We start from the raw sequence: 14366 nt of genomic DNA on the forward strand, positions 1-14366 counted from the left end.
TGATGACAATCGAACAAACTTTACCCATCTGCATCGCCGGCCAATGGCGCCTTGGCCGCGGGGAGCGTTACGCGACCCGCTACCCTGCCACCGGGGAGCCGGTGGCCTGGCTCAACGCGGCTAGCCTGGAGGATGTCGAAGACGCCGTGCAAGGCGCGCAACAGGCGTTCCTGCACAGTGGCTGGGCCCAACGCAAACCACACGAACGTGCCGGTGTGCTGTACCGCATCGCCCAACTGATCCGCGAGCAAGCCGAAGAGTTGGCGCAACTGCAGCGTCAGGACAACGGCAAACCGATCGGTGAAACTCGCGCCTTGGTGGCCAGCGCCGCTGGCACTTTCCAGTTCTTTGCCGCTGCCTGTGAAACCCTGGAAGAAACCATCACCCCATCCCGTGGCGATTTTATCACCATGAGCGTGTACGAACCCATGGGCGTTGTAGCGGCCATCACTCCATGGAATTCGCCCATCGCCAGCGAAGCGCAAAAAATTGCGCCGGCCTTGGCAGGCGGCAATGCGGTGGTGGTCAAGCCAGCTGAAATCACTCCGCTGCTGGCACTTGAACTGGCCCGCATCTGCGAAGCCGCCGGCTTGCCAAAAGGCCTGATCAGCGTGCTGCCCGGCAAGGGCTCGGTACTGGGTGATGCATTGACCCAGCACCCGCTAATCAAACGCGTGTCCTTCACCGGCGGCACCAAAACCGGCAAACACATTGCTCACATTGCCGCCGACAAGATGATGCCGGTGTCGCTGGAACTGGGCGGCAAGTCGCCGACCATCGTCCTCGATGACGCTGACCTCGACCACGCCGTAGCCGGCGTGCTCTACGGTATCTTCAGCTCCTCGGGCGAAGCCTGCATCGCAGGCTCACGGTTGTTCGTCGCGAGATCGCTGTATGAACCCTTCATGCAGCGCCTGACTGCGGCGGCCGCCAATATTCGCCTCGGTGACCCGGCCGACGAAAATACCCAAATGGGACCACTGATCAGCGCCGCGCACCGTGAGTCCGTAGAGCGCTACGTGGCCCTCGGCCTGGCCGAAGGCGGCCGCCTGCGCCTGGGCGGGCAGCGCCCCACGGGTGGTTTGTATGACAAGGGCTTCTTCTTCCCGCCGACGATCCTCGAAGGCTTGACCAACAACCAGCAGACTTGCCAGGAAGAGATTTTCGGCCCGGTGCTGGTAGCCATGCCTTTCGATAACGAAGCCGACCTGATCGAACAGGCCAACGACAGTCTTTACGCCCTCGCTGCCGGTATCTGGACCCGTGACTACAAGCGTGCTTGGGCTTTGGGCAGGAAGATCCAGGCCGGCACAGTCTGGATCAACACCTACAAGCAGTTTTCCATTTCCACCCCCTTCGGAGGCTGGCGCGACAGCGGCCTGGGCCGGGAAAAAGGTCGCCTAGGCATCCTGCAGTACATGGAACAAAAAAGCCTCTATTGGGGCATGAACGAACAGCCACTGGCTTGGGCCCGTGAGCACGATGAGGTGGTGTCATGAGTGTCTTGGGTATCGATGAAATCACCTACGGTGTGGAAGACTTGCCCACTTGCGTGCGCTTTTTCCAGGACTGGGGCCTGGCGGTAGTCAGTGAGCAACCTGATGAGGTGGTATTCGAAACACTCAACGGCTGCCGGGTTATCGTTGCCGACATCAACAAGGCCGGTCTGCCACCGGCCATCGAGAGCGGTTCGACCGTGCGCGAGGTGGTTTGGGGCGTCGAAAGCGAAGCTGACCTGGCTCACTACAGCACCCGCATCGCCAATGACCCGGGCTTCATCGAAGCCGGTCAGCGAGTAGGCTGCACCGATCCTAACGGCCTGGCGATTCGTCTGCAGGTCACCCGCAAGCGTGCAATCGAGCTGGAATGCAGCGGGCACAATACCTGGCAGACCAAGGGTCGGATCAACAAGGCGGCGCCGATCTATGAGCGCGCGACTCCGGTGGAAGTCGGCCACGTTGTGTTCTTCGTCAAAGACGTGGTCACCTGCGAAGCCTTCTACGCCGACCGTTTCGGATTCCGTGCCTCGGACCGTTACCCCAACCGCGCGGCGTTTATGCGCACCGCCGACGAAGGCGGCCACCACGATATTTTCATGCTGCAACTGCCCGCTCCACGCGCCGGCCTGAATCACGTGGCCTTCACCGTGCGCGACGTGCATGAAGTGTTCGGCGGCGGGATGCACATCTCCCGTAGCGGTTGGACCACCGAGATCGGCCCCGGCCGGCACCCGGTGTCTTCGGCATTCTTCTGGTACTTCAAGAACCCCGCCGGGGCGCTGGTGGAGTACTACGCCGATGAAGACCAACTGACTGCCGAATGGGAACCACGGGAATTCGAGCCGGGCCCCACAGTGTTCGCAGAATGGGCAATCGCCGGTGGCATTGACGGCAACACCCGCCGGCAGAAGGACGTCGAAGCCCCGCAAGGCAAGTTCCTCACCGACAAACCCAAGCCCGAGACCAAGTGATGAGCGAGAAGATGCTTCTGACCGTGCTGCTCAAGCACGACCAATCCAAGAACCTGGAGGATATCCAGGCGCACATGAAAAAAATGGATTGGTGGGAGCGTTTTCCTGTGGAGGGCGTGGAGGTGGTCTCCTGGACTGTCGCCATGGGCCTGGGCCAAATCGTGACGCTGCACCTGCCGCCCGCTCTGCTGCCCAAACTGAATGTCGAGCTGGAGCGTTCCGCCTGGAGCGTGTTCAGCACCGAGTGTTACCCCACATATGACTTTGTCCCGGTGCGCGAACGAATTCGCGAACGGGTGCGTAATGGAGATCAATGACATGAGCACTCTTTACAACGAAACCCATCAGACCCGCCAACGGCCGAACACGCCGTTCGAAGACCTGCTCGGCGACTCCATCGAGCGAGCATTCGGCGCAGGAAAATATGACCTGCCAAGCCTGCTGGAGCACCTGAACCTGGCCGGCCCACCCTGCCCCCTTAATACGGGTGAATGGACCGCTGAAACCTACAGCACCCTGATGGCCAAACTTGGCGCCTGAACGTCAGAGGAGAAAGACCGTGACTATCCAATTGAACTCCGATCCTGTTGAACACGCACTCACCAATGGCCTGAAAGACCTCTGGTTTCCTGTTTTGCCCGGCCACATGTTGGGCGACAAGCCAGTCTCCATTCGCCGACTGGGCTACAAGATAGCCTTGTGGCGCGACAACGATGGCAGCGTCCACGCGCTGGAAGACCACTGCCCGCACCGTGGTGCTCCGCTGTCACAAGGTCCGGTACTGGGCGATCGCCTCCAGTGCCCTTACCACGGCGTCGAAGTACGCCACGACGGCACCGTTACCCGCGTCCCTGGCAGCCCCGGCTGCAAGCTCGAAGGCAGCCGCCCGACACGAATGTTCCACGTCCGTGAAGTGGCCGGTGCCATCTTCCTGTTCAATGCCACTGACCCGCACCTGCCCGAGCCGCCGACGCTGGTGCTGCCTGAACAACTGACCTCCCCAGAGTGGAGCAGCTTCCTCTGCTACACCGAATGGCAAGGCGACTACCGCTACGTCATCGACAACGTCATGGACCCGATGCACGGCACCTATCTGCACAAGATGTCGCACTCCATGAGCGAGGGTGAAGCTACCGCCAAATTCATGACCCGTGACACCGACCAAGGTTTCTTCTTCGAGAAGGAAGGGCAGCGCGGCGTCAACTTCGACTGGACGGAATTCCTCGACAACGGCTGCCACTGGCTGCGTCTTGAAATCCCCTATCCGAAAACCGGCGGCCCGGGTGGCAACTTCACCATCATCGGTAGTTACACCCCCGGCCCCAATGGCATGAGCGCAGTGTTTCATTGGCGCGCGCGCCCGCTGACCGGATGGCAGCGCGACACCTGGCGCTTCCTCTACAAAAACCGCTTGGAAGCGCGTCACTGGGCCGTGCTGGAACAGGATCGGGTGCTATTAGAGTTCATGGAACCTGACGCGAACCAACGTGAAAACCTCTACCAGCATGACTTGGGCGTGGTACGCATCCGGCGCTATCTCAAGAGCAAAGCCAAGGAACAACTGGCACTGATCGAGGCGAAGCACGTCTGATGAACGCAACCGCGCTCCGTGTCCAGACCAGTGCAATACCTGCGTTGGCCAACGCCACTTGGTCCAGTTCCCTGGTACTGGGTAATGAAGTGGTGATGTCCGGCATGACCGGACATCCCGACACTCGCAAAGCCGAAGAAGCCGGTAGCCCACTCTATGCCTATGAACAGACGCTGCTGGTCCTGAACAAGATTCGTGCTGTGGTCGAGGCCGCAGGCGGCCACATCGGCAATATCTATCGTCTGACGGTGTACGTCACCGACATTGCCGACAAGAACGAAGTGGGTCGCGCCCGGCGCGACTTCTTCGAAGGCTTCGCCATCTATCCAACGTCGACCCTGGTCGAAGTCAGTGCCTTGGTGTTTGCCGAGGTACTGGTAGAAATCGAAGCCGGCGCCCGCCTGGACATCGACCTGCGCACTGCACCGGAGAATCAATGATGTCGAACTCATCCACCATGACCGCACTGGTTCACACACTGCGCCATGAAGCCGAAGGCATCATGAGTGTGGAGTTACGACCTTGGGGCGACACTGTCTTCGCTCCGTTCGAGGCCGGCTCGCACATCGACCTGCACCTGCAAAACGGCCTGATCCGCAGCTATTCGCTGCTCAACTCGCCAACGGACCAAGGCCGGTATGTGGTCGGTATTTTGCGTGATCGCAAGAGCCGAGGCGGCTCGGAGTTTATCCACACCCAACTGCGGGTCGGAACAACGCTGACAATCTCGCAGCCACGCAACAACTTCAGCCTTGATGAGAATGCCCGCCATAGCGTTCTGGTAGCCGGCGGCATTGGCATCACACCTATCTATTGCATGTTTCGGCAGTTGCTGGCGCTGGGAAAATCCGCCGAGCTTATCTACTGCGCACGCACTCGCAAGGAAGCGGCACTGGTTGAACAAATCAGCGGCTTGGGCGCCAAGGTCCGCTTCCACTTCAACGATGAGAAAGACACATTCCCAAACCTGACGACCTACCTGGCCGGTCAACCCACGGATACGCATTTCTATTGCTGCGGCCCAACGCCGATGCTCGATGCCTTCGAGAGCACATGCGAAGCCCTAGGCTACCCGCACGCGCACATCGAACGGTTCGCCGCTGCCGAACTGCCACCCGCCGAGGATGCCCAGGCCAGCTATAGCGTCGAACTGAAGAAAACTGGCAAGACCCTGACGGTGGAGCCGGGGCTCAACCTCCTCGACGTATTGCTCGAGGCTGGTTGCGATATCGACTTTAGCTGCCGTGAAGGGGTATGCGGCTCCTGCGAGACGAAGGTGCTGGAGGGCGATATTGACCACCGTGACGGTGTTTTGACCAAAGCGGAGCGTGCGGCCAACACCTCAATGATGGTCTGCGTCTCAGGCTGCAAAAGCCGACGGTTAGTACTGAATATCTAAAAGGTTTCAACGTGAATTTTAGCCGACGCCCGTCGGCTTTTTTTTGCCTGAAAAAACCTGCCTATCCAGCTAGCTGTTCACCTGCAAAACAAATAGGAACCCGCTTGCGCTTCATTGTGACTCGTTTCTGCAAGATAAACGTGCACATAAGTAACCAGAACTAAAAACGGTTTTACCTGCAACACGCACCCGCTCGTTTCACATTTAATACATTGTTTTATATAGCTTTTATATTTTAAAGTGAAACCCCAATGCGCTGGCACAGTTTCTGCTTATACTTATTGCGATTCGCAGATAAAGCAATGTTTCACCTACGAAACGCACATTAATGGATGTCAACAGCGGTACCGCCCTTCCAATATCGACACCGGGTGGGTGGAAAACTGTTGCGTATCACCTAACAACATCGCGAACTACCGGGTGAAATTGAAATGAACAAATTGATTCTGGGTGTAGGACTAATGGCATGCAGTGGGTTGATCCTGGCGGAGCCCGGCCCCGCTACACCAGATGTAACCCCAGTGGTGAAAAAACCCTTCCCTCATATTTCCTGGGTCAGTGACGACGGCGATGCCAGTCTCGACGTCGGTGGCGCACTGCGAACTAACTTTCGTGATGAGCATTGGGACACGTCGGAAAACCACGATCGCTGGTTGTTCGATACGTTTCGGTTGGATGTGCAGGCAAAGTATAAAAAAACCTACGCCGATGTGGGCTACTGGTTCCAGGATGATGGCAAACACTCCGTTGATCATGGGTTCGCCGGTTACAAATTCGATAACGCCTCAAACCTGCAGTTGGGTGCCCCCTTCAAACCGTTCGGCCTTGAGCCTTATCCACAGTTCGGTTGGAGTTACCACATTCCATTCTTCATGGGGTATGGAGTCAGCGCCGGAGTTGGGTTGAAGTACGCCTATAAAGACAAGGATTGGGATCTGCAACTCGGTTATTTCCCGCGCATGCTGCCCAGCGACATCCGCTACTCACCTGAAGTCGGTCGCTACGCAGACCTGAAGGATAATGCTATCGCGTTCACACAGTCGCGCGAGGACAACGAGAAGCGCAATCAGGTCAACGCTCGAGTTGCACGCAACTTTGTTAACGGTGACTGGAAGACCGAAGTTGGCGCTTCATTGGCGGCCTCGCAGCTTTACAACGCAACCACCGACGACAACGGCTCCTATTGGGCGGCCGGTGTGCATACCATCATCAGTAACGGACCATGGACTGCTACCGCGGAAGGTATTCGCTACGAGTACGACCCGAAAAACCCCACAGGTGTCAGTAATGACTCGGTACTCATGGGTAGCAATGGTTTGACACCCGCGTATCTGATCGCCGCCAAGGCCACGTTGGCGTCGCTTAACATCGGTTATGACATTTACACACCACGCCTGGGACAATTGAAAAAGATCAAAATCTACAACGACTACAGCCGCATGATGAAAGACAAGAGCGGTTGGGACGACTCGCAGATGTATACCGTCGGCGCACAGTTTATTGCGATGCCGATTATGGCGTGGGTCGACTGTACCTGGGGCAAGAACGCCAACCCCTACGGCGGCGCGGAAAACGGCACCGGTTTCACCAGCACCAGTTCCAGCCTCAGCAACCAGTGGGTCTACCGGACCAATGTGAACATTGGTTACTACTTCTGATCAACCGACCCGGCAAGGATCCTGCCCTATGTATGCGTGGTGTGCCCGTCGACTGGGCGACTTATCCCTAAGCAAGAAAATGCTGTTGGGCTTCGGCCTGGTCCTGGCGCTGACCTTGTTGATCGCCGAGGCGGGGCTGCGCAGTGTCGATTCGATGATCCAGCGCAGTAATGAGATCCTTGCCAGTGCACAGCTCAAGGAGCTGTTCACTCGCAGCCGGGTCGAATTGCAAAGCTACAACAACGCCACTGATTCAAAAGCCAGCCAAGGTGTGGAGCAAGGCATAAACGCCATCCTGCAGCAGGCTGACGAGCTGAAACAGCGCCTGGACGACCCTTCCAGCCAAAAGCAGCTGGCGGCGATCGAACAGGCGACCGACGACTATCGGCGCACCTTTGATCAATTGGTCAAGGCGCGCCTGGCCCGGGACGAGGCGCGATCGCAAGGGGTCAAGGCCGGCGAGCTCGGCCTGGGCAGTTTCGATCGTCTAAACAAGCAGTACTTCGACGAACTCGAGCAGACCTACGAGCTGCATGCGCTACTCGACCAAATTGGTGACGTCGCTGCGCTGCACACCCAATTCATGCAACTGCGCCTGCTGGCATTGAACTACACCCGCCTAGAGACCGAAGCCGCAGCCGACGCAGTGTTCACCAGCCTCAAACAAGTACGCAGCAATACGCAGAAACTGCAGGGTCAACTGCCCGAGCAAAGCGGCAAGACTCTTGATGAAACCCTGCTGGCCCTCGGAACATTCGAGAGCGCCTTGCAAAACATTCATCTGACCAGCCAGAAGATGGGCGCTGCCCAGCAAACTCTGGCCAGCAGCGCCGAACACATGCAGGAGCTCAACGAACAACTGAACGAAGCCCACCTCGTCTCGCGCAACGCCGCAGCTACAGGCACCCGTCAGCAACTGATGCTGATCACCGCTCTGGCGGTATTTTGCGCACTGTTGGTGGCTTGGCGCATCACCGCCGCCATCGTGCAGCCGTTACTCGAGGCGCTAAGCGTGGCCCAACGCATTGCCAAAGGCGACCTGAGCCAGGACCTGCACAGCCAGCGCCGTGACGAAATCGGCCAGATGCAGCAGGCCATGCAACTGATGAGCAGCAGCCTGCGCCAACTGGTGGGGCGTATAGGTCAAGGCGTCGAGCAGATCGCAAGTGCTGCCGGACAACTCTCGGCGGTGACCGAACAGACCCGCATCCGCGCCTTCAACCAGCAACAGGAAACTGCTCAGGTGGCCACGGCGATCCAGCAGATGAGCAGCACCGTCCACGAAGTCGCGCAGAACGCCGAACAGGCTGCCGAAGCCGCACAAATCGCCGACCGCGAATCGAATCAGGGTAGCCGGGTAGTGGATGAGGCCGTCACCAGCATCGAGTCGATGGCCCGCGAGACGGCCAACACCGCGCAAATCATGTCCGACCTGCAACACGAGAGCGAACAGATCGGCAGCATGCTCGATGTGATCAAATCGATTGCCCAGCAGACCAATCTGCTGGCACTCAACGCCGCCATCGAAGCCGCGCGAGCCGGTGAGGCCGGACGTGGTTTCGCCGTGGTCGCCGATGAAGTTCGGGCGCTGGCACAACGCACACAGAACTCTACCAGCGACATCGAAGGCCTGATTGCCAACCTTCAGAGCAAGGCTCGAACTGCTGCTGACAGCTTGCAGCAGAGTCATGACCGTACTCATCACAGTGTCGATCTGGCTCGTAATGCCGGCGGTGCATTGGCCGGAATCAGCCAGGCCATCGGCTCGATCCAGGCCATGAATCTGCAAATTGCCGCAGCAACCGAGCAGCAGAGCGCGGCAGTCGAAGAGATCAATCGTGGGGTAACCAGCGTCTGCATCGACGCCGAGCAAAACACCATAGCCAGTAAGCAGATAGCCGACTCGAGCAGCGATCTTGCGCGGCTAGGACATGAGCTAAAGGAGCGGATCGGGCATTTTCGGGTTTGACCCCCGGACGTACCGCGCAGTACACCTCCATCGGCAAGATCCTCGAGGGACAAGTCCAGATCACGCAGGCGTGACGTTTACCTCACCAGCGATGCTCTCGTCCAGGGCTCGGGGCGTGATGAGGTGAAGCACCTTCACACTCCGCCGAGTAAACTGGTGGCAAATACCCTGTACCTGGTACCGCCCATTTACGTAGCATCGCCATGTGTAATGGGTATCTACGACACCCGGAGCGATTCACGCAGTATCGCCAGCTCTTTATTTACAGACTGTCGATTACTCCGACAAATATAGGATTTCACGACCATCATGAACCACCCAGACTTCCTGCCGTTTACCAAACCCACGATCGACGAAGCCACGATCGCAGCCGTCGGCGACGTCTTGCGCTCTGGCTGGATTACCAGTGGGCCCAAGGTCCAGTTATTCGAAGCGCAGCTCTCGGAGTATTTTGGCGGACGCCCGGTACGGACGTTCAATTCCGGAACCTGCACCATGGAGATCGCCTTGCGCATTGCGGGTATCGGTGCAGGTGACGAAGTCATCACCACTCCAATCTCGTGGGTTGCAACGGCCAACGTAATCATTGAAGTGGGCGCGACCCCTGTTTTTGTCGACATTGATCCAGTCACGCGCAATATCGATCTGGCCCAACTCGAAGCTGCGATCACGCCGCGGACCAAGGCGATCATTCCGGTCTATCTGTCGGGTCTCCCGCTGGATATGGATCGTTTGTATTTGCTGGCGAAAAAACACAACCTGCGAGTGGTGGAGGACGCTGCACAAGCGTTGGGCTCATCCTGGAAAGGCGAGCGCATTGGGGCATTTGGTGATTTTGTGTCCTTCAGCTTTCAAGCCAACAAAAACATCACTTCATCCGAAGGCGGTTGCCTGGTTCTGAATAATGCTGAAGAGGCACGTCTTGCCGAGAAATACCGGTTGCAAGGTGTCACTCGCAGCGGTTTCGACGGTTTGGATGTTGATGTCCTGGGCGGCAAATTCAATATGACCGACATTGCTGCCACCATTGGTCTGGGCCAGTTCGCGCATATCGACGCGATCACTGCCCATCGTCGAGAGTTGGCTAAACACTATTTCGAGTGCTTCGGCAGTGATTTCGAAGCGAAATACGGTGCTCAATTACCTATCGCCGATTTCGATAACAGCAACTGGCACATGTTTCAGCTAGTGCTGCCAGCGCGTCAGGACGGTAAGCCGGCACGCGCAACGTTTATGGAGCAGATGCAAAAGCTCGGTGTCGGCATAGGCTGTCACTACCCCTCGATCCACTTACTGAGCTTGTACCGCGCGCGCGGCTTCAAGGAAGGTATGTTCCCGATTGCAGAACGGGTTGGCCGCCGGATCGTTTCGCTGCCGATGTTCAATGCCATGACAACAGGGGATGTCGAACGCTCGGTGGAAGCAGTAAAAGCAGTACTACAACCTCGCTGAGCGCCAGAGAAAAAGTAATATCGCAAACACCACATAGTGACAGCGCTTTCGGGCTCGACTCCGCTGGCAGGGCATCTGAATCTGATCAGCAAGGGTCGGGCATGCGAATTGTAGAGGCGGAATCTTCGGTCTCTGTAGGAATGGCAGTTACCTGCCTGTTGCCGCTGATCAAAAGCTGGCCCTGCCGATTAAAACGTGACCCAGATCGGATTGCTTAACCTGCGCCTGCCGGCCCGTGTCCTCCCACTCGGAAACAAGGGAGGAGTGGTTGAATAAATGGGGAGGATTTGAATCGGTAGAACAGTCGTTACTGGGTCAGTTTGTGGTCAGCGGCAACAGACCGAGGTACACGTATCCTGAAAAATCGACTTTTTCAGCAGAATCGACCCATAGCGGCCCGTCGCTACCGACGGCAGCCGACCTACACAAGCCGATCGTGGCGTTGGAGTGGTGTTTCAGCAGCAGAATGAGAAACCAGCGCAGATGCTTCAGTCGCTATATCCAAGGATTTCTGGACTATTGATTTGCGCAGACACCCCTCAGTATGGACGTAAAAAAACTTGTAAGTTCTGTCCTCACTTGATTTTTTGGCAAATACAAAAAAGTCTTCATAGATATTCTTGGCAGAAAGTCTATCTTTACCAAATTCGGAAACGCCCCTCTTCCGAGAGCTTCGGGATGAATCAGGCCAACCCCGGCCCCTGTGTTTACCAAGTAGCATACCGAGATACTGTTATTTGCTTGGATCGAAACTTCAAGCTTTTCACCAGCGTCTCTAAACGCAGCACTTACCAAACTCACTGTCGGCGACTTTTCATAAAGAGTAATCAGAGGATTTCCGATGAGGTCGTGCGGTCTTACCACGCTGCGCTTGGTTAAGGCATGTGATCTGGGAACGACGACCACCAATGGAGTCTCAGTTATTTCTGTAAAATCGCACAGAGATAGCAAGTTAATATCAGTATTTTGTGGTGGCGGAGTTGTCACGGCCAAATCAATTTGGTGGTTCGAAATTAAATACAATAACCTTTGGGTAGGGTTAGTGATCATTTCCACTACTAAATTGGGCATTTCTTCTCTGCAGCGCCTTATCGTTTCTGGCACAAGGTAAGGCAAAGCTCCACCGCCCACCCCCACTCTTAATCTAGGCACTTCGGTCTTAGATGCATTAAGCAATTCGCGCTTGGCAAACTCCATATGCTCAAGAGCCGTTCGAATAGAGGGCATTAACGCTTCTGCTTCAGCGGTCGCCTGTAGCCGTCCTCCAACCTTAATAAAAAGTGGGGCTTGAGAGCACCGTTCCAAGAAACGGATAGTCTTACTTACGGCAGGTATTGAGCAATTGAGCTTTTCAGCTGCCTCCTTCAGGCCCGTGCTGGTGATTAAAGCAAAAAAAACTTCGAGATGACGGGCTGTGATTTGGTCTTGGTCCATGGCATTTACCCTTGACGATTTAACCACAGGTTAAACTGATATTTCTTTATTCACCATCCAGCAGTGAGATCATCAAAAACATAGAGCGCTGGCTTGGCAGATGGCCAAGCGCTCTAGCTCATATCGATAAATTTTCTGGGAGGCTCTATGTCCAAGGTTCAGAATGTACTAATCGTTGGTGCCGGAATCGCCGGCTGCAGCGCAGCCATAGCCTTGCGTCAAAACGGCATCAACGTAAAGGTCGTTGAAAAGGCAGCTCGTTGGGAGTTTGCCAGCTCCGGCATTTTCGTTTACGGCAATGGGCTAAAATTATTCGATGACCTCGGCGTGTTGCCGGGAATGCTCGAAAGCGGGTTTGCGATTGAGGACGACGAAAACCTCTACTTTACGCATCAAGGCGAAGAGATTGTCAACGTCCAGTATCCGCGTCCAGCCCCGACCATTCCCGCAATCTTTGGAATCAAGCGTGCAGAGATGCATCGGGTGTTGAAGGCTCGAATGGATACCCTCGGCGCCACTGTGCACCTGTCCACCTCTGTTGAGCAAGTTATCAGCGACACCTCAGGTTCGTCGGTGCAAGTACTTCTCACCGATGGAAAATGGGAAAGTTTTGATTTGGTAATTGGCGCTGATGGTTTGCGTTCGCGGGTGAGGACACTGATAAAAGGAGAGATGGAGCCGCAGTACTCCGGATTCGGAGTATGGCGCAGTGTCCACCGCCGCCCATCGTCACTTACAAAGAAAATCATGCAAATGGGTATTGGTAAGCGGCTCGGTATACTGCCAATCAGTGAATGCAAATTGTACGTCTTTGGGACCATCGCTGCACCTGACAAACCCTGGCACGACAAAGATCAGTGGCCGGCGCTCATGCGCGAAGAATTTAAGGAATTCAACGGCCCCGCGCGGCAGTTCCTAGATGAACTCAACGCAGAATCGGAAGTGCTCTATACCGCAGTAGAAGAGATAATATTGCCTCTCCCATGGCATAGCGGTCGGATATTGCTCATTGGCGATGCCGCTCATGCATCAACACCATTTATGGGACAAGGAGGAGCCATGGCTGTCATGGATGCCGTCATATTGGCCCGCATGTTGACATCAACTGCACCACTTGAGGAAACTTTGACAGAATTCGGCACTCAGCGTTACCTGATGTGCAAGTTTGTACAGGATGCATCGCGCGCGGTCGGCCAAGCCGGAGCTAATGAAGATGAGGAGGCGTGTCGGCGGCGGGACGATTCAATGAAGCTTAATGCCCAAATCAAGGTCGATGGTTTCTACGTCAAATTGGCTGAATTCCTCTGGTAAGCTGTGCCGCGCCAGGGTCACATCACGTAACACCATCGTTAACGCCTAATATCGGCTGTTTGCCCTGCTATGCAGGGGGCGCACGGTCAATCCACGGAGAAGCGTAGCTAATCGCGCCACTTAGTTTTGCCGGACAGCCTGCGCAAGCCGCGCGCCCTCTTCCCGCAAGGATTCCTGGAAAGCGTCGATGAAGGTCGAGGACGGTCGATAATCAGGGCGGATCATGCTGACCTTATAAGGGATCGACACGTTAATCGGTCGAATCGCCAAGCCGCGACCCGATTCATCCATGGCGCTCAACGGGTTGATGATGGCCACGCCCAGTCGCTGTCGAACCATGGCGCACACCGAGGCGGCGTTGGTGGTTTCGATCACGGTGCGGCGATCGACTCCGGCCTGACGGAAGTGCTCGTCGAGGGTCTGGCGGTAGAAGTCCAGACCCGAAAGGTTGATGAAATCGATGTCGCGAAAATCCTCCAGCTGCAAGCGTGCCTTTGCCAACAGTGGATGCCCCTCGGGCAGGATGCACACCATGTCGGCGCTGAACAACAACTCGCCGTGGGTGCCGCGCGGTGCCTGCTCGCTTTCGGTCAGGCCCACGTCATAACGCTGGGCGCTGAGCGACTCTTCGAGGGACGGCGACTCCTGCGCCGCGATGCTCAGGCCGATCCCGCCGTGCTGTTGCTGGAAATGCTTACAGACTCTGGGCAGCAACGCCTGGGAAAACAGCGGCAGGCAGGTGATGCTCAACTGACCATGCTCGAAACGGCGAATCGATTGCGCCACGCTGTTGATCCTTTCAAGGCCGACATACGAGCGCTCGACCTCTTCCAGCAACATCATCGCTTGCGCCGTTGGCAGCAACCGCCCGCCTTCTCGATCAAACAGACGCAGTCCGGACAAACTCTCCAGCCTTGCCAGTTCGCGGCTGACAGTGGGCTGCGAGGTAAACAGCAAACGCGCGGCGCCGGTCACGCTGCCGGCCTGCATGACCGCGCGAAACACTTCGATGTGCCGAATGGAGATGGTCACGATTACCTCGGTTGCCAGCTGGAATAGACATATCAAAACTGAATAGCCAG

At 56.5% G+C, this 14366-nt stretch carries 13 protein-coding genes and 1 pseudogene; 12 read left to right on the forward strand and 2 right to left on the reverse strand.

Going from position 1 to position 14366, the window contains the following annotated elements; genetic code table 11:
* The first annotated feature begins 2 nt into the window (after window positions 1-2).
* The 11 genes and pseudogenes from ACF0H7_RS19600 to ACF0H7_RS19650 all read left to right on the forward strand — a co-directional run bounded on the left by ACF0H7_RS19600 (window position 3) and on the right by ACF0H7_RS19650 (window position 10539).
* Window positions 3-1499 (forward strand): aldehyde dehydrogenase, encoded by a 1497-nt coding sequence (locus ACF0H7_RS19600; RefSeq protein ID WP_397448534.1) that lies wholly within the window; start codon window positions 3-5, stop codon window positions 1497-1499.
* Complete coding sequence (locus tag ACF0H7_RS19605) at window positions 1496-2470, forward strand: VOC family protein (protein ID WP_397448535.1); 975 nt, start codon at window positions 1496-1498, stop codon at window positions 2468-2470. The genes ACF0H7_RS19600 and ACF0H7_RS19605 overlap by 4 nt, the downstream gene beginning before the upstream one ends.
* Window positions 2470-2787, forward strand: a complete 318-nt coding sequence (locus ACF0H7_RS19610; protein ID WP_397448536.1) for a hypothetical protein — start codon at window positions 2470-2472, stop codon at window positions 2785-2787. The genes ACF0H7_RS19605 and ACF0H7_RS19610 overlap by 1 nt, the downstream gene beginning before the upstream one ends.
* Window position 2788: 1 nt before the next feature.
* Window positions 2789-3010 (forward strand): recombinase-like helix-turn-helix domain-containing protein, encoded by a 222-nt coding sequence (locus ACF0H7_RS19615; protein ID WP_397448537.1) that lies wholly within the window; start codon window positions 2789-2791, stop codon window positions 3008-3010.
* A gap of 31 nt (window positions 3011-3041) precedes the next feature.
* On the forward strand, window positions 3042-4061 hold the full coding sequence (locus ACF0H7_RS19620; RefSeq protein WP_397453957.1) for a Rieske 2Fe-2S domain-containing protein: 1020 nt from the start codon (window positions 3042-3044) through the stop codon (window positions 4059-4061).
* A complete protein-coding gene (locus ACF0H7_RS19625; protein WP_397448538.1) occupies window positions 4061-4501 on the forward strand; it encodes a RidA family protein in 441 nt (146 codons plus the stop codon). Before ACF0H7_RS19620 ends, ACF0H7_RS19625 begins: the two co-directional genes overlap by 1 nt.
* On the forward strand, window positions 4501-5460 hold the full coding sequence (locus ACF0H7_RS19630) for a PDR/VanB family oxidoreductase (protein ID WP_397448539.1): 960 nt from the start codon (window positions 4501-4503) through the stop codon (window positions 5458-5460). Before ACF0H7_RS19625 ends, ACF0H7_RS19630 begins: the two co-directional genes overlap by 1 nt.
* A gap of 431 nt (window positions 5461-5891) precedes the next feature.
* Entirely contained in the window at window positions 5892-7118 is a 1227-nt protein-coding gene (locus tag ACF0H7_RS19635) for a hypothetical protein (protein ID WP_397448540.1), read from the forward strand.
* Window positions 7119-7197: 79 nt separating this feature from the next.
* A pseudogene (locus ACF0H7_RS19640) lies at window positions 7198-8232 on the forward strand (methyl-accepting chemotaxis protein); the annotation flags it as partial.
* On the forward strand, window positions 8224-9087 hold the full coding sequence (locus ACF0H7_RS19645; protein WP_397453958.1) for a methyl-accepting chemotaxis protein: 864 nt from the start codon (window positions 8224-8226) through the stop codon (window positions 9085-9087). The pseudogene ACF0H7_RS19640 and the gene ACF0H7_RS19645, both read left to right, overlap by 9 nt.
* A gap of 309 nt (window positions 9088-9396) precedes the next feature.
* Window positions 9397-10539, forward strand: coding sequence for a DegT/DnrJ/EryC1/StrS family aminotransferase (locus ACF0H7_RS19650; RefSeq protein ID WP_397448541.1), 1143 nt, complete (start codon window positions 9397-9399; stop codon window positions 10537-10539).
* A gap of 516 nt (window positions 10540-11055) precedes the next feature.
* Here the strand turns inward: ACF0H7_RS19650 and ACF0H7_RS19655 are convergent.
* Window positions 11056-11973, reverse strand: a complete 918-nt coding sequence (locus ACF0H7_RS19655) for a LysR family transcriptional regulator (protein ID WP_397448542.1) — start codon at window positions 11971-11973, stop codon at window positions 11056-11058.
* A 147-nt stretch (window positions 11974-12120) separates the two neighbouring features.
* On the opposite strand from ACF0H7_RS19655, the gene ACF0H7_RS19660 reads away from it, so the two are divergent.
* Window positions 12121-13284 carry an FAD-dependent oxidoreductase gene (locus ACF0H7_RS19660; protein WP_397448543.1) on the forward strand — a complete coding sequence of 388 codons (1164 nt, stop codon included), beginning with the start codon at window positions 12121-12123 and terminating at the stop codon, window positions 13282-13284.
* A gap of 120 nt (window positions 13285-13404) precedes the next feature.
* Here ACF0H7_RS19660 and ACF0H7_RS19665 read toward each other — a convergent pair whose 3' ends face one another.
* Window positions 13405-14316, reverse strand: coding sequence for a LysR family transcriptional regulator (locus ACF0H7_RS19665; protein ID WP_397448544.1), 912 nt, complete (start codon window positions 14314-14316; stop codon window positions 13405-13407).
* Window positions 14317-14366 lie beyond the last annotated feature (50 nt).

This window comes from Pseudomonas sp. NA-150 (assembly GCF_044336365.1).
GTDB lineage: Bacteria > Pseudomonadota > Gammaproteobacteria > Pseudomonadales > Pseudomonadaceae > Aquipseudomonas.